This window comes from Agreia sp., assembly GCF_964263775.1.
Lineage (GTDB): Bacteria > Actinomycetota > Actinomycetes > Actinomycetales > Microbacteriaceae > Agreia.
The window spans coordinates 1-13,956 of record NZ_CAXVWM010000107.1; the positions used below are offsets into that span (position 1 = coordinate 1).

A 13,956-nucleotide genomic window follows, 5' to 3' on the forward strand; every position below is an offset into this window, starting at 1 on the left:
AGCTGCTCGCCGAGATCGAGAAGGCCAAGACCAAGCCGCTCTGGCGCATCCTCGTCTCGCTGTCGATCCGCCATGTCGGCCCGGTGGCCGCGCGTGCCCAGGCCGCCTACTTCGGGTCTCTCGACGCCATCCGCGCGGCCACCCGAGACGAGCTCGCCGCCGTCGACGGCGTCGGTTTGATCATCGCCGACGCCCTGATCGAGTGGTTCTCCATCGAGTGGCACGTCGACATCGTCGAGGCCTGGGCCGCGGCCGGCGTGCAGTTCGCGACCCCCGGGCATCCGGGGCCCGGCGCAGCCGTCGTCGAGGGTGGGGTGCTGTCGGGCGTCACCGTCGTGGCCACGGGCTCGCTCGAGGGGTTCAGCCGAGAGGGCGCGCTCGAGGCGATCATGAACGCCGGTGGCAAGGCAGCGTCGAGCGTGAGCAAGAAGACCGACTTCGTGGCCGCCGGCCCGGGAGCGGGATCGAAGCTCACGAAGGCCGAAGCCCTCGGGCTGCGCATCATCGACGCCGAGCAGTTCGCGATCCTGGTCACGCAAGGCCCGGATGCGCTGGGCCCGGCACCCGAGGCAGCCGCCGCCGAGTAGCCGCTCCAGTAGAATCGGTGGGTTCGTCCCAACTCCCCCCGAATGAAGACACGGAGCAGCATGTCCGAAATCACGCAGGAGCAGGTCACCCACCTGGCCAGCCTCGCCCGCATCGCGCTGACACCCGAAGAGATCGTGTCGCTCACGAGCGAACTCGGCTCGATCATGCAGCACGTCGCCACGGTCACCGAGGTCGCGACGCCCGACGTGCCGGCCACGAGCCACCCTATTCCGCTGCAGAACGTGTTCCGAGACGACGTGGCGGGGCAGACACTCACCGCAGAAGAGGCGCTCGCCGGCGCCCCCGACCACGACGGCTCCCGCTTCCGTGTGACCGCGATCCTGGGGGAGGAGCAGTAATGACAACCGATCTCACCCGGCTCACCGCCGACGCGCTCGCAGCCGAACTCACCTCGGGCGAGGTCAGCTCTGTCGAAGCCACCCAGGCCCACCTCGACCGCATCGCCGCAGTCGACGGCGCCGTGCACGCGTTCCTGCACGTCGCATCCGACAGCGCCCTCGCCGAGGCGGCGGACATCGACCGTCGCCGCGCAGCAGGCGAGCAGCTGCACCCGCTCGCCGGCGTACCCATCGCCATCAAAGACGTCATCGTGACGAAGGGCATGCCCACCACGAGTGGCTCGAAGATCCTCGAGGGTTGGCTTCCGCCCTACGACGCCACGGTCATGACCAAGCTGCGCGCCGCCGGCCTCGTCTCGCTCGGCAAGACCAACATGGACGAGTTCGCCATGGGCTCGTCGACCGAGCACTCCGCCTACGGCCCCACGCACAACCCGTGGGACCTCGAGCGCATCCCCGGAGGATCCGGCGGTGGATCCGCCGCGGCGGTCGCCGCCTACGAGACGCCCTTCGCCCTGGGCAGCGACACCGGCGGCTCCATCCGGCAGCCCGCCCACGTGACCGGTACGGTCGGCCTCAAGCCCACCTACGGCGGCGTGAGCCGATACGGCGCCATCGCGCTCGCATCCAGCCTCGACCAGATCGGCCCGGTCTCCCGAACCGTGCTCGACTCTGCACTGCTTCATGACGTGATCGGCGGCCACGACCCGCGCGACTCGACCTCGCTCACCGACATCTGGCCGTCGTTCGCCGAGGCCGTGCGCCGTGCCGACGTCGCGGGCCTGCGCATCGGCGTCATCAAACAGCTCCAGGGCGACGGGTTCCAGCCCGGTGTCATGGAGCGATTCCGCGAGGCCCTCACACTGCTCGAGGGCGCCGGGGCCATCATCACCGAGGTCGAGCTTCCCAGCGTCGAGCACGCGATCGCGGCCTACTACCTCATCATGCCCGCCGAGGCCTCCAGCAACCTCGCCAAGTTCGACTCCGTGCGCTTCGGCCTGCGGGTCAACCCGAAGGGCGGCGGCACCGTCGAAGACGTGATGAGCGCCACCCGCGAACGGGGCTTCGGCGCCGAGACCAAGCGCCGCATCATCCTCGGCACCTACGCCCTCTCGGCCGGCTACTACGACGCCTACTATGGCAGCGCCCAGAAGGTGCGCACCCTGGTGCAGCGCGACTTCGCCGCCGCGTTCCAGAACGCCGACGTGCTCGTGTCGCCCACGGCGCCTACGACGGCGTTCAAGCTCGGCGAGAAGACGGGCGACCCGCTCTCGATGTACCTCAACGACATCGCCACGATCCCCGCGAACCTCGCGGGCATCCCCGGAATCTCTGTGCCCGCAGGGCTGGCCGCCGAAGACGGCCTGCCCGTCGGCATCCAATTTCTGGCACCGGCACGAGAAGATGCCCGACTCTACAGTGTCGCGGCGGCGCTCGAGGCACTGCTCGAAGAGAAATGGGGGCACACGCTCCTGAGCCAGGCCCCCGACCTGTCTCCGAGCGAAATGAACGCGACCGATGAGGGAGTCGTCTGATGGCGAAACTGATGGACTACGACCGCGCGCTCGAGCTCTTCGAGCCGGTACTCGGCTTCGAGGTGCACATCGAGCTCGGCACCAAGACGAAGATGTTCTCTGACGCGCCCAACTACTTCGGCGGCGAGCCCAACACGAACATCACTCCGGTCGACCTCGGACTGCCCGGGTCGCTGCCCGTGGTCAACGGCCAGGCCGTGCGCTACGCGATCAGTCTGGGCCTCGCGCTCGGTTGCTCGATCGCGCCGACCAGCCGGTTCGCCCGCAAGAACTACTTCTACCCCGACCTGGCGAAGAACTACCAGATCTCGCAGAGCGACGAACCCATCGCCTTCGCGGGCTCGGTCGAGGTCGAACTGCCGAACGGACGCCTCTTCACGGTGCCAATCGAGCGCGCGCACATGGAGGAGGACGCCGGCAAGCTCACCCACGTGGGCGGGGCGACCGGCCGCATCCAGGGTGCCGAGTACTCGCTCGTCGATTACAACCGGGCCGGCGTTCCGCTGGTCGAGATCGTCACCGACATCATCTACGGAGCTGGGGCCGACGCGCCCGAGCTCGCCAAGGCGTATGTGTCGACCATTCGCGACATCGTCGTGGGGCTCGGCATCTCCGAGGCGAGGATGGAGCGCGGCAACCTGCGCTGCGACGCGAACATCTCGCTGCGTCGGCGCACGCCCGAGGGCGAGCCGGCCTCGCCACTCGGCACCCGCACCGAGACGAAGAACGTCAACTCGCTGCGCAGCGTCGAGCGCGCTATCCGCTACGAGATCCAGCGCCAGGCCGCCATCCTCGACGCCGGCGGAACCATCACGCAGGAGACGCGACACTGGCACGAAGACACGGGGGAGACCTCGGCAGGCCGCCCCAAGTCCGACGCCGACGACTACCGTTACTTTCCGGAACCCGACCTTCTTCCCGTCGTTCCCTCGGCCGAGCTCATCGAAGAACTGCGCGCTGCACTGCCTGAGGCGCCCGCGATCCGTCGCCGTCGACTCAAGACCGAGTGGAACTTCACCGACCTCGAGTTTCAAGATCTCACGAACTCCGGCCTCGTGACGGAGGTCATCGAGACCGTCGCCGCCGGAGCCGCACCGGCCGCGGCGCGCAAGTGGTGGACAGGCGAGATCGCCCGCACCGCCAACGCCCAGGGCGTCGACGCCACGACGCTCGTCACCCCGCTGCAAGTTGCCCAGCTGGTTGCACTCGTCGACGATGGCACCCTCACCGACCGCCTCGCGCGGCAGGTTCTCGAGGGGGTCATCGCGGGTGAGGGCACGCCCCAGCAGGTTGTGGATGCGCGCGGGTTGGCCGTCGTGTCAGACGACGGCGCGTTGGTCGCCGCGATCGACGAGGCCCTACAGAGCCAGCCCGACGTCTTGGCCAAGATCCGCGACGGCAAGGTGCAGGCGGCAGGCGCCGTCATCGGAGCCGTGATGAAGGCGATGAAGGGCCAGGCCGACGCGGCCCGCGTGCGCGAGCTGGTGCTCGAACGCGCGACCAGCATGCCCGAGTAGGCCGGCTAGAAGTCGACGCCCGTCAGATCTTCCGACACCGTCCAGAGTCGCGCGGCGACGCTCTCGTCGAGCGCCCGGCGGCTCTGCTTCGCTCGCCCGGGAGGCCCTATGAGCCCGAACGCCGCGGTGGGCCCCACGTAGTCGCCGCCGGAGACGCTGGCCCAGGTGGCCGCGAAGAGTTCGGGTTCCGCGCCCTGCTCGGCCTCCTGAGACAGCCCGGGCAGGTGCATGAACTTCTCGACGAAAGCGCTCGGCGGCTTGTCGCGACCGAGCTGCGGGCCGGCGTTCTGCAGATTCGTACGGCTGAATCCCGGATGCGCCGCCGCACTCAGCAGGCCCCATCCGGCAGCGTCGCTGCGCCGTTGCAGCTCGTGGGCGAAAAGCAGATTAGCCAGCTTCGACTGGCCGTAGGCGAGCCACGCGTTGTATTTCTTCTCGGCGTTGAGGTCGCCGAAGCGGATGCGCCCGAACCAGTGCGCCACGCTCGAGAGAGTGACGACCCTCGGCGCGTCGGCCGTGATCAGGGCAGGCAGAAGGCGCGCCGTGAGCGCGAAGTGACCGAGGTGGTTCGTGCCGAACTGCAGCTCGAATCCGTCTTCGGTGGTGTGCTTGCTCGGAACGGCCATGACGCCGGCATTGTTGATCAGGATGTCGACCGGTGTCTTCTCGGCGATCATGCGGTCGGCGAACGCCTGCACACTGGCGAGAGACGCGAGGTCGAGACTCTCGAGCTGCAGCGTCGCGTGTGGAACGGTCTGCCGAATGGTCTCGGCGGCCCTCTCATTCTTCTCAGTCGTTCGAGCGGCCATCACCACGTGGGCGCCCGCCGCGGAGAGCCGCCGTGCCGTCTCGAGGCCGAGTCCGCTGTTGGCCCCCGTCACGATGACGCGCCTGCCGTGCTGCTCGGGAATGGACATGCGCGGGGTGGATGACATGAGGCTCCTAACGCCCAGGCGGAGTCTCGGGTTCACCGCCTCAGCGATCAGGCTAATGCTGCATGGTCAGCATGCCAAGATTGTGCGCTACGCGGAGAGCGGAAGCCTGTCGTCTCGACCCGTCAGCGCGAGCAGCCGTGACTGCAGCGACGCATGTTCGGCAACGGGAACGGGCGAGCTGAAAAGTCCCGAGGCCTCGAGAGTCTCCTTCTGGGGCTCGAAGACAGTCCAGACCGCGGCAATCAGCTGCTCGTCGAGGGTCTCGGCCGTTCGGGTGGCCCGGGCGAGATCCCACGTGTGGATCGTGACGTCGGAGACCTGCTCGCGCAGATACTCGGTGACCGTCACGGTGTCGTACGAGAGCTGCACCTGCGCATCCGGTGCCGCCGACCGCCACGCATCGGTCGCGGCCTTCGAGTACAGGGCCCACTCGGCGGCGAGATCGCTCGACAGCGGCCGCTTGAGAGCCTGCGCCTGTCGCAGCGTGCGACCCTCGAGCAGCAGCGGCACCCACTGCTGCTCCTCGATGACGTGGGTGACGAGCTGGCGGGTGTTCCAGTCGGCGTCGGGGGTCGGCGCGTTCCAATCGTTCACCGCGTCGAGACGTGCGGCGAACTCCGCGTGAGCGGTCTTCTGCAGTGTCAGCCAGTCGATGGTCACGATGGGGCTCCTGTCGGCGATGCTGGTCGTAGTCCTAGGTGTAAGTCCATCACAGCCACATGCATTCCACCGCGCCACGCGCAGCTATGCTCGCGGGGTGACCTTGACGACCAGATACACCGACGTCTCCGACCTGAGCCCGCTCCTCGATATGAACAACAGGGCGATACCGGCTGTGAACCTGCTCGACGAGTCCGAACTGCTCGATCTGGTGTCGATGGCGCATGCCGCGGTCGTCGTGGTGGATGACGAGTCGCCCGACGAGCCGCTCGGGCTCGTGGTCACGCTGGCGGCCGGCAACGACTACGACAGTGAGAACTATCGTTGGTTCGACGAGCGCGGTGGCGACTTTCTCTACGTCGATCGCATCGTCGTGGCCGAGGGCATGCGCGGCCGCGGCCTCGGACAGATCCTGTACGAGAGGGTGTTCGCCGAGGCAGAACTCGCCGGCCTCACCGAGGTGACCTGCGAAGTAAACCTCGACCCGCCGAACCCCGGCTCACTTGCCTTCCACGACAGGCTCGGCTTCGTGCAGCTCGGCGAACAGGTCACCAAGGGCGGATCCGTGAAAGTCGCCCTGCTCTCGGCGCCCGTCTTTCCTGCCTCGGATCTGCCCGATCCCTCCTAGGCTTCTTCGGGTCAGGTGCGGTCCGCCAACAGCTGCTCCCGCACGGCGCGGCGCAGCACCTTGCCGATGAGCGACTTGGGCAGCTCGTCGATGACGACGATCCTTTTCGGAACCTTGTAGGCCGTGAGCTGACCGCGGCACCAGTCGCGGAATTGCTTCTCGTCGAAGTCGGCTTTCGGCGCGAGCACCACTGCCGCAACCACGTCTTCTCCGCCGCCCCCGCTCGGCATGCCCACGACGGCGACGTCGGCGACCCCGGGATGCTGGCGCAGCGCATCCTCGACCTCGGACGGGGCGACGTTGAAGCCGCCGGTGATGATGAGTTCCTTGATGCGGTCGACGATGGTGACGAAGCCATCGGCATCCTGCGTGCAGATATCGCCCGTGCGGAACCAGCCGCCTTCGAGCAGCACGGCGTCGGTTTCGTCGGGTTTCTGCCAGTAGCCCTGGAACACCTGCGGGCCATGGATCAGCAACTCGCCTTCCTCGCCCGCCGGGCGCTCGATCGAGGTGTCGTCGGGGTCGACGACTCGGATGTCGGTGCTGGGAAAAGGCACGCCGACGGTTCCGGGTCTGCGACTCGGGCCGATGGGGTTGCCCAGTGCCACGGGCGAGGTCTCGGTGAGGCCGTAGCCCTCGACGAGGTAACCTCCCGTGGCCTTCTCCCAGAGCTCGACGGTGGAGATCGGCAGGTTCATGGCGCCGGAGATGGCGAAACGGATTCCGGCGAGGTCGACCTTGCGCTTCTCGGCGCCCGACGCGAGGCGTTCGTAGATCGGCGGCACGGCGGGCAGGAAGGTGGGCGGATGCGACTTGGCGGCGTCGAGCACGAGGTCGACGTCGAATTTGGGAAGCAGCACCAGTCGGGCGCCGCTGTTCATGGCGAACGTGAGGCAGAGGGTGAGTCCGTAGGCGTGGAACATGGGCAGCACGGCGTAGATCACCTCTTTGCCGGCCACCATTCCCGGCACCCAGGCGCGGCCTTGCAGCGCATTCGCGTGCAGGTTGAGGTGGGTGAGCTTCGCGCCCTTCGGCGTGCCGGTCGTTCCACTGGTGTACTGGATGACGGCCAGATCGTCGACCGAGGGCCGCGGCACCGAGCGGCGCACGGGTCGGTGGTCGACGAGCTTCTCCCACGGCATGCTGTTCTTCGATGCACCCGTGAGGGCCTTTCGCGCCTCGCGCGCTTTCGGCACGGGCAGCCGCAGTGCGACGCGCTTCGACAACGGCATGGCGCGGGTCACGTCGACGGCGATCACGGTGTCGAACGCGACATCGGCGGGCATCGAGTGGATGCGATCGCCCACCTTGTCCCACACGATCGCCACCTTCGCGCCGTGGTCCTCGAACTGGTGCCGCAGCTCGCGATCGGTATAGAGGGGGTTGTGTTCCACGACGATGGCACCGAGCCTCAGTACGGCGTAGAACGCGATGACGTGCTGGGGGCAGTTCGGAAGCACGAGGGCGATGCGATCGCCGGGGCGAACTCCTGCGCGACGCAGCCCCTCGGCTGCGCGACCCACGAGCATCCCCAGTTCGGCATATGTCGTCGTCGCGCCGAAGAAATCGAGGGCCACCTTGGAGCGAAAGGTCGACACGGACGCATCGAGCATGTCGACCAGGGAGCCGGTCGGCAGTTCGATCGTCGCGGGCACGCCGTCTGCGTACTGCGAAACCCAGGGACGGTCGGTCTCGGTGCTCATGCAGTGCCCTTCGCGTCGTTGTCGAGACATTATGACGCAGTCGACTCGACGACTCACGGGCGTCGATCAGCCGGGGCTGCCCGTGCTAGCGTGCGAGCGTGTCGAGAATCGTCGGGGTGTCTGCCGCAGTACCCCCGAATTCGTATGCCCAGTCGGTGATCACAGACACGATTGCCCCGATGATCACGTCGAATCCCTCGAAGCAGGCGGTTCTCCGACGACTCCATGCCGGCAGCCGTGTCGACCGACGTCATCTGGTGCTTCCGATTGAGCGCTACCTCGAAAAACAGAGTTTCACGATCACCAATGAGCTGTTCATCGATGCAGCCACCGACCTGGCCGAAGAGGCGCTTGTCGCCGCTCTCGCGCGAGCGCGCATTCGCGCCGACGAGGTCGACTTCGTGCTGTTCACCTCGGTCACAGGCGTCTCGGCGCCGTCGATCGACGCGCTGCTCGTGCCCCGGGTCGGCCTGAGATCCGACGTCAAGAGAGTGCCGATGTTCGGCCTGGGCTGCGTCGCGGGGGCCGCCGGCATCGCCCGGCTCGACGACTATCTCGCCGGCCATCCGCGAGGGGTGGCCGTGCTCGTCTCAGTCGAGTTGTGCTCGCTCACAGTGCAGCGCGATGACGATTCGATGGCGAACCTCGTCGCTTCCGGGCTCTTCGGAGACGGGGCCGCGGCCGTCGTGATGGTCGGGGCGGAACGCGCGGCCGAACGCGACGACGCCGGATTCGACATCGTCGGCGTGCGCAGCGCGCTGTATCCCGACACGCGCCACGTGCTCGGATTCAATCCGGGCGAGACGGGCTTCCGCATTGTGCTCACAGCCGGGGTCGCCGACGTGATCGACGAGCATTTCGGCTCCGATATGACGCAGTTCCTCGGCGACCACGACGCGACGATCGACAGCATAGATCGCTGGATCGCGCATCCGGGGGGCCCGCGCGTTCTTGAGGCATTCAGTGACGCCCTCCACCTTTCGTCGGGTGCCCTCGACGCCAGCTGGGACTCGCTCGCGCGGGTCGGCAACCTGTCGTCGGCGTCGGTGCTGCACGTGCTGGCCGACAGCATCCGCGACGCCCCGCCGACGGCCGGCGAGCTGTGCTCGCTCTTCGCCCTCGGCCCCGGGGTGTGCGCCGAACTCGTGCTGCTGCGCTGGTCGGGAGAGCCGCAATGAGCCTCTCGGTGCTGTTGTACGTGATATTGATCCTGCTCACCGGGGGCGAACGCATCGTAGAGCTCGTCGTATCGACGCGCAATGCCGCGTGGGCCTTCGCTCGCGGGGGCCTGGAGTTCGGCCGGAGCCACTTCGGGCCTATGGTGGCGCTGCACACGGGCCTCTTGCTGGCCTGTCTCGTCGAGACCCTGCTCGCGAACCGCCCGTTCATCGCCTGGCTGGGCTGGCCCATGCTCGTGATCGCCCTCGCAAGCCAGGTGCTGCGATGGTGGTGCATCGGTTCGCTGGGACGACGCTGGAACACGAGGGTGATCGTGGTTCCGGGGTTGCCCCTTGTGCTGCGCGGGCCCTATCGGTGGCTCCGTCACCCGAACTACATCGTCGTGATCGCCGAGGGCATCGCGCTGCCGCTGGTGCACAGCAACTGGGTGACGGCCATCGCCTTCACGGTGCTCAACGCCGTGCTCCTGTTCGGCTTCCGCATCCCGGTCGAGGAGCGTGCCCTCGAGGCGGCCCTCGGCGAGGAGCCGGTCGCGCCGCGATGACGCGGGTCGACGTCGATGTCGCCATCGTGGGCGGGGGCCCGATCGGGCTCGCCGCCGCCATCGAGGCGCGTCTCGCCGGGCATTCGGTGGTCGTCATCGAGCCTCGGTCGTTTCCCATCGACAAGGCCTGTGGCGAAGGCCTGATGCCGGGAGCGGTCGCGGCCCTGGCCCGCCTCGGCGTCCATCCCGAGGGCTCGCCCATCGCGGGCTTCCGCTACTCGAACGGGACGAAGTCTGCCGTGCACCGTTTCGCCGGCGCGGCCGGCCTCGGCGTGCGCCGCACGACTCTGCACCGAGTGCTGGCCGAGCGTGCAGACGAACTGGGTGTCCAGCGACTGGATGCCCGGGTCTCCGACGTGGTTCAGGATGCCGGGGGAGTGACGGTCGGCGACGTGCGGGCATCCTGGCTGTTCGCGTGCGACGGCCTGCATTCGACCGTGAGAAAGCAGACCGGCCTGGAGCGAGCGTCGTCAGGCCGCGTCGACCGACGACGCTTCGGCCTGCGCCGGCATTACGCGCTCGAGCGCTGGACCGACCTCGTCGAGGTGCACTGGGTCTCGGACGCCGAGGCCTACGTCACGCCACTGGCCGGCGGCCTCGTGGGCGTCGCGGTTCTCGGTCCTCCCCGCACCGATTTCGACGGCGTGCTCGCGCGCATGCCCGAACTCTTCGATCGGCTCCGGGGCGCGCAGAGCGTGGACAGTCTGCGCGGGGCGGGGCCGCTGCGGCAACGCACGACGGCCCGCAGCGCCAACAGGGTGCTGTTGTTGGGTGACGCCTCGGGCTACGTGGATGCGCTCACAGGGGAAGGTATCCGGGTGGGCCTCGGCCACGCGCGCGCGGCCGTCGAGGCGATCGCAACTGCGAGCGGGAACGTCGGTGCCGCGTACGACCGCGAGTGGGCGCGGGTCAGCCGCGACTTCCGCGTGATCACCTCGGGCCTGCTCGCCGCAGCGCAGTCGCCCCTCAGACCCCTCATCGTGCCCGCGGCCAGCGCCCTGCCCGCGGTGTTCGGTGCAGCGGTGGAGCGTCTCGCCCGCTGACGCCGACACGCGTGACCTCGTCGGTGTGCGCTGCTACGGTCGAGGCATGTCCCCGGAGAGGCTCGCTGCCCTGACCCAGCTCCGCCGGGCGCGCGACCTGATCGACGTGAGATTCGCCGAGCCCCTCGACGTGCCCACGATGGCGAAGCACGCGATGATGTCGCCCGCTCACTTCTCCCGCCAGTTCAAGGACGCATACGGTGAAACCCCGTACGGCCACCTGATGACCCGACGCATCGAGCGCGCCATGGCTTTGCTCCGCGCGGGCGTCTCGGTCACCGACGCGTGCATGGCGGTCGGATGTACGTCGCTCGGGTCTTTCAGCTCGCGCTTCAGCCTGCTGGTCGGCGAGACCCCCAGCCAATACCGCAGACGTGAGCACGACGCCGTGCAGCTGATGCCGTCCTGCGTGGCGAGCGGCTACACACGGCCGCGCACGGCCGATTCCGCGACCGCCGGATCGAGCAGGATCCGAGAAGCCTCGCTGGCCCTGTCGGCCTAGCGTGGCATCCATGACCATTTCACTTCAGTACGCAGGAATCACCGTCACCGACGTCGACGAGTCGCTGGGCTTCTACCGCGACGCGCTCGGCTTCGAGGTGCAGAACGACGTCGCCAACGGCGGTTTTCGCTGGGTGACGCTCAGAAGCCCGGGACAGCCCGACCTGTCGATCGTGCTTTCCGAGCCGCACGCGGGCCGCTCCCAGGTCGACGGTGACGCGCTGCAAGAACTGCTCGTGAAGGGTGTGCTGCAGACGCTGGTGTTCCGCAGCGACGACCTCGATGCGAGCTTCGAGACCGTACGGGCCTCGGGCGCCGAGGTGCTGCAGGAGCCGATCGAACAGCCGTGGGGTCCCCGCGACTGCGCGTTCCGTGATCCCTCGGGCAACACGGTGCGCATCTCCGAGGCGTAGGCGGGCCGCGGCGGCTCGCGGCGGTCCGTCAATGGCGGGCCCGCACCCTCGTGAGGCGCGCAGACTGGGTAAATGAACCTCGTTCCTGCCGCCCTGCGCGATCGTATTCGCCTGACCCTCAGCGGGTCGAGCGACGAGCCACCCGACTGGTCGGTGCACCTAGACGAGGGCGACGACGGCGGCTTCTTCGCGCCCGGCTCGGCGACCTGGAGCGTGCACGGCGGGATGTCGACCATCGTCGCGGGGATCCGCGCGCTGTTGATCCAGGCGTTGCACCCGGGGGCGATGGCAGGCGTGCACGACCACTCCCGGTACAAGGAGGACCCGCTCGGACGGTTGGCCGGCACGATCAGATGGATTTTCACGGTGAGCTACGGCGACACCCGTACAGCGATCGGCGCGTCGAATTGGGTGCTCAAGATTCACGAGCGGGTCGTCGGCACCTATCTCGACGCTCACGGCGTCTCCCGCCCCTACGCCGCGAACGACCCGGAGCTGCTGCGCTGGGTGCACCTCGCGTTCACGGACTCGTTCCTCGCGACGGCGAAGCTCTACGGAAAGCCGATTCCGGGAGGCGCGGACGCCTACGTGCGCGAGTGGGCCGCTGCCGGCGAGCTGATGGGCGTAGACAACCCGCCGCATTCCGAGGCGGAGCTGGCCGCACAGCTGCGGGCATACCTCGATGCCGGCGACCTGGTCTACAACGACCGTGTCGCAGAGGCGGTGTCTTTCATTCGGCGGCCACCGATCGGCCGCTCGTTGATGCCGGGCTACGCACTGCTGTTCGCGGGCGCCGTCGCATCCATCCCCGAGCCGTACCGGGGCATGCTGCGGCTGCGTACGCCTTCGATCGGGCCCATCCGGCTGCCCGTGGCGGCCTTGACACGGCTGACCCTGAAGGTGATCGCGGGAACCCTCGAGAAAGATCCACCGAGCGAGCTCGCGGCACGCCGCAGGCTCGCCCGGCTCGGCATCGACGGGTCTGCCATCACTCGTCGCTGACGTCGATCAGAGGGCGAGCATCAGACGGGACGCGTCTCGGGCGACGTCGTGTGCTTGCCATCGCGAACGACGACCGAACCCAGCGCCTCGTCGATGCGGGCAAGGATGCCTTTGTCGAGGGTCACTCCCGAGGCCTTCACATTCGACTCCACCTGCTCGGGCCGCGATGCGCCCATCAGGGCGGATGCCACGTTCGGATTCTGCAGAACCCAGGCGATCGCGAGCTGGGCCATGGTGAGGCCGAGGTCGTGCGCGATCGGCTGCAGCAACTGCACGCGGGTCAGCACGTCGTCGTTCAGGAAGCGCTTGACCATGTCGGCGCCGCCCTTCTCATCGGTGGCGCGGCTTCCCGGCGGAAGCTCGGCGCCCGGCTTGTATTTGCCGGTGAGGACGCCTTGCGCGACGGGCGACCAGACGATCTGCGACAGTCCGAGCTCCTGCGATGCGGGCACGACCTTGTCTTCGATGACGCGCCAGAGCATCGAATACTGCGGCTGGTTCGAGATTAGCTGAAAACCGAGTTCCGTCGAGAGCGCGTGGCCCGCTCGGATCTGCTCGGCGTTCCACTCGCTTACCCCGATGTACAGCGCCTTGCCCTGGCGCACGATGTCTGCGAACGCCTGCATCGTCTCCTCCAGAGGCGTCTCGACGTCGTAGCGGTGCGCCTGGTAGAGGTCGACGTAGTCGGTCTTCAATCGTCGCAGCGAGCCGTCGATCGACTCCAGAATGTGCTTGCGCGAGAGGCCCACGTCGTTCGGTCCCTTGGGGCCCGTCGGCCAGTAGACCTTCGTGAAGATCTCGAGCGATTCGCGGCGCTGGTGCTTCAGCGCCTTGCCGAGCACCTTCTCGGCTGCAGTGTTCGCGTAGGCGTCGGCCGTGTCGAACGTGGTGATGCCGGCGTTCAGCGCCGCCTCGACGCATTGCGCGGCGATATCGTTCTCGACCTGCGATCCGTGGGTGAGCCAGTTGCCGTAGGTGATTTCCGAGACTTTGAGCCCGGACTTGCCGAGATACCTGAATTCCATGCTCGTCACGCTACTCCTCGCGCCGCACGCCGGCTGGGGGTAGCGTGAGAGGAATCCGAAACGACAGGACACCATGACCGCCATTGTCGAGATGATGAATCATCTCCTCGGCCTGGCCGTGGCGCTCTCGTTCGGCACGGGCCAACTCGACACCGTCGCCGTCGTCGGTGCGGTCGCGGTGAGCGCCCTCGCGGTCGCACTGTGCGCACACTACCTGGTGAGCCTGATCGGCGGCTCGAGCACGTCGCTCGTCGAGCAGACGAGCTTCGACCGCGCGGCCCTGCGAGTGCTGGTCGTGCAGAGCGATCCGAACGCGGCGGGGCG

General features: G+C 67.9%; 16 protein-coding genes. 12 read left to right on the plus strand and 4 right to left on the minus strand.

What is annotated here, in order from left to right; all coding sequences use genetic code 11:
* From ACE5CZ_RS08180 to gatB, 4 genes are all read left to right on the plus strand, one after another.
* Positions 1 to 587, plus strand: a 587-nt coding sequence (locus ACE5CZ_RS08180; RefSeq protein WP_374946834.1) for a helix-hairpin-helix domain-containing protein, incomplete at its 5' end; no start/stop codon positions are given.
* A 60-nt stretch (positions 588 to 647) separates the two neighbouring features.
* A complete protein-coding gene (gene gatC / locus ACE5CZ_RS08185; protein ID WP_374946835.1) occupies positions 648 to 947 on the plus strand; it encodes an Asp-tRNA(Asn)/Glu-tRNA(Gln) amidotransferase subunit GatC in 300 nt (99 codons plus the stop codon).
* Positions 947 to 2,482, plus strand: coding sequence for an Asp-tRNA(Asn)/Glu-tRNA(Gln) amidotransferase subunit GatA (gene gatA, locus ACE5CZ_RS08190; protein ID WP_374946836.1), 1,536 nt, complete (start codon positions 947 to 949; stop codon positions 2,480 to 2,482). Before gatC ends, gatA begins: the two co-directional genes overlap by 1 nt.
* Positions 2,482 to 3,999 carry an Asp-tRNA(Asn)/Glu-tRNA(Gln) amidotransferase subunit GatB gene (gene gatB / locus ACE5CZ_RS08195; protein ID WP_374946837.1) on the plus strand — a complete coding sequence of 506 codons (1,518 nt, stop codon included), beginning with the start codon at positions 2,482 to 2,484 and terminating at the stop codon, positions 3,997 to 3,999. Before gatA ends, gatB begins: the two co-directional genes overlap by 1 nt.
* A gap of 5 nt (positions 4,000 to 4,004) precedes the next feature.
* Here gatB and ACE5CZ_RS08200 read toward each other — a convergent pair whose 3' ends face one another.
* A complete protein-coding gene (locus tag ACE5CZ_RS08200; protein WP_374946838.1) occupies positions 4,005 to 4,934 on the minus strand; it encodes an SDR family oxidoreductase in 930 nt (309 codons plus the stop codon).
* Positions 4,935 to 5,021: 87 nt separating this feature from the next.
* Positions 5,022 to 5,594: a TIGR03086 family metal-binding protein gene (locus tag ACE5CZ_RS08205; RefSeq protein WP_374946839.1), complete on the minus strand. Its 573-nt coding sequence runs from the start codon at positions 5,592 to 5,594 to the stop codon at positions 5,022 to 5,024.
* Positions 5,595 to 5,691: 97 nt separating this feature from the next.
* Here ACE5CZ_RS08205 and ACE5CZ_RS08210 point away from each other — a divergent pair, with 97 nt between their 5' ends.
* Positions 5,692 to 6,222 carry a GNAT family N-acetyltransferase gene (locus ACE5CZ_RS08210; RefSeq protein WP_374946840.1) on the plus strand — a complete coding sequence of 177 codons (531 nt, stop codon included), beginning with the start codon at positions 5,692 to 5,694 and terminating at the stop codon, positions 6,220 to 6,222.
* 11 nt (positions 6,223 to 6,233) lie between these two features.
* On the opposite strand, the gene ACE5CZ_RS08215 is transcribed toward ACE5CZ_RS08210, so the two are convergent.
* The gene (locus ACE5CZ_RS08215) at positions 6,234 to 7,925 is read right to left on the minus strand and encodes a long-chain-fatty-acid--CoA ligase (RefSeq protein ID WP_374946841.1); all 1,692 of its coding nucleotides are present in this window, start codon (positions 7,923 to 7,925) and stop codon (positions 6,234 to 6,236) included.
* A 98-nt stretch (positions 7,926 to 8,023) separates the two neighbouring features.
* Here ACE5CZ_RS08215 and ACE5CZ_RS08220 point away from each other — a divergent pair, with 98 nt between their 5' ends.
* The 6 genes from ACE5CZ_RS08220 (at position 8,024) to ACE5CZ_RS08245 (ending at position 12,607) form a co-directional block, all read left to right on the plus strand.
* Entirely contained in the window at positions 8,024 to 9,103 is a 1,080-nt protein-coding gene (locus ACE5CZ_RS08220; RefSeq protein ID WP_374946842.1) for a type III polyketide synthase, read from the plus strand.
* Positions 9,100 to 9,648, plus strand: coding sequence for an isoprenylcysteine carboxyl methyltransferase family protein (locus ACE5CZ_RS08225; protein WP_374946843.1), 549 nt, complete (start codon positions 9,100 to 9,102; stop codon positions 9,646 to 9,648). Before ACE5CZ_RS08220 ends, ACE5CZ_RS08225 begins: the two co-directional genes overlap by 4 nt.
* Entirely contained in the window at positions 9,645 to 10,691 is a 1,047-nt protein-coding gene (locus ACE5CZ_RS08230) for an NAD(P)/FAD-dependent oxidoreductase (RefSeq protein WP_374946844.1), read from the plus strand. The genes ACE5CZ_RS08225 and ACE5CZ_RS08230 overlap by 4 nt, the downstream gene beginning before the upstream one ends.
* A gap of 46 nt (positions 10,692 to 10,737) precedes the next feature.
* Positions 10,738 to 11,193, plus strand: coding sequence for a helix-turn-helix transcriptional regulator (locus ACE5CZ_RS08235; protein ID WP_374946845.1), 456 nt, complete (start codon positions 10,738 to 10,740; stop codon positions 11,191 to 11,193).
* A gap of 10 nt (positions 11,194 to 11,203) precedes the next feature.
* Positions 11,204 to 11,605 (plus strand): VOC family protein, encoded by a 402-nt coding sequence (locus ACE5CZ_RS08240; protein WP_374946846.1) that lies wholly within the window; start codon positions 11,204 to 11,206, stop codon positions 11,603 to 11,605.
* Positions 11,606 to 11,677: 72 nt separating this feature from the next.
* A complete protein-coding gene (locus ACE5CZ_RS08245; RefSeq protein WP_374946847.1) occupies positions 11,678 to 12,607 on the plus strand; it encodes an oxygenase MpaB family protein in 930 nt (309 codons plus the stop codon).
* A gap of 20 nt (positions 12,608 to 12,627) precedes the next feature.
* Here ACE5CZ_RS08245 and ACE5CZ_RS08250 read toward each other — a convergent pair whose 3' ends face one another.
* Positions 12,628 to 13,632: an aldo/keto reductase family protein gene (locus ACE5CZ_RS08250; RefSeq protein WP_374946848.1), complete on the minus strand. Its 1,005-nt coding sequence runs from the start codon at positions 13,630 to 13,632 to the stop codon at positions 12,628 to 12,630.
* A 73-nt stretch (positions 13,633 to 13,705) separates the two neighbouring features.
* Between ACE5CZ_RS08250 and ACE5CZ_RS08255 the strand changes: the two genes are divergently transcribed.
* The coding region (locus ACE5CZ_RS08255; protein ID WP_374946849.1) for a hypothetical protein at positions 13,706 to 13,956 on the plus strand (251 nt) is incomplete at its 3' end.

Coding starts and splice junctions, on each gene's coding strand:
- gatC (WP_374946835.1), top strand. CDS start 648: ATGTCCGAAATCACGCAGGAGCAGGTCACCCACCTGGCCAGCCTCGCC.
- gatA (WP_374946836.1), top strand. CDS start 947: ATGACAACCGATCTCACCCGGCTCACCGCCGACGCGCTCGCAGCCGAA.
- gatB (WP_374946837.1), top strand. CDS start 2,482: ATGGCGAAACTGATGGACTACGACCGCGCGCTCGAGCTCTTCGAGCCG.
- ACE5CZ_RS08200 (WP_374946838.1), bottom strand. CDS start 4,934: ATGTCATCCACCCCGCGCATGTCCATTCCCGAGCAGCACGGCAGGCGC.
- ACE5CZ_RS08215 (WP_374946841.1), bottom strand. CDS start 7,925: ATGAGCACCGAGACCGACCGTCCCTGGGTTTCGCAGTACGCAGACGGC.
- ACE5CZ_RS08225 (WP_374946843.1), top strand. CDS start 9,100: ATGAGCCTCTCGGTGCTGTTGTACGTGATATTGATCCTGCTCACCGGG.
- ACE5CZ_RS08230 (WP_374946844.1), top strand. CDS start 9,645: ATGACGCGGGTCGACGTCGATGTCGCCATCGTGGGCGGGGGCCCGATC.
- ACE5CZ_RS08235 (WP_374946845.1), top strand. CDS start 10,738: ATGTCCCCGGAGAGGCTCGCTGCCCTGACCCAGCTCCGCCGGGCGCGC.
- ACE5CZ_RS08240 (WP_374946846.1), top strand. CDS start 11,204: ATGACCATTTCACTTCAGTACGCAGGAATCACCGTCACCGACGTCGAC.
- ACE5CZ_RS08245 (WP_374946847.1), top strand. CDS start 11,678: ATGAACCTCGTTCCTGCCGCCCTGCGCGATCGTATTCGCCTGACCCTC.
- ACE5CZ_RS08250 (WP_374946848.1), bottom strand. CDS start 13,632: ATGGAATTCAGGTATCTCGGCAAGTCCGGGCTCAAAGTCTCGGAAATC.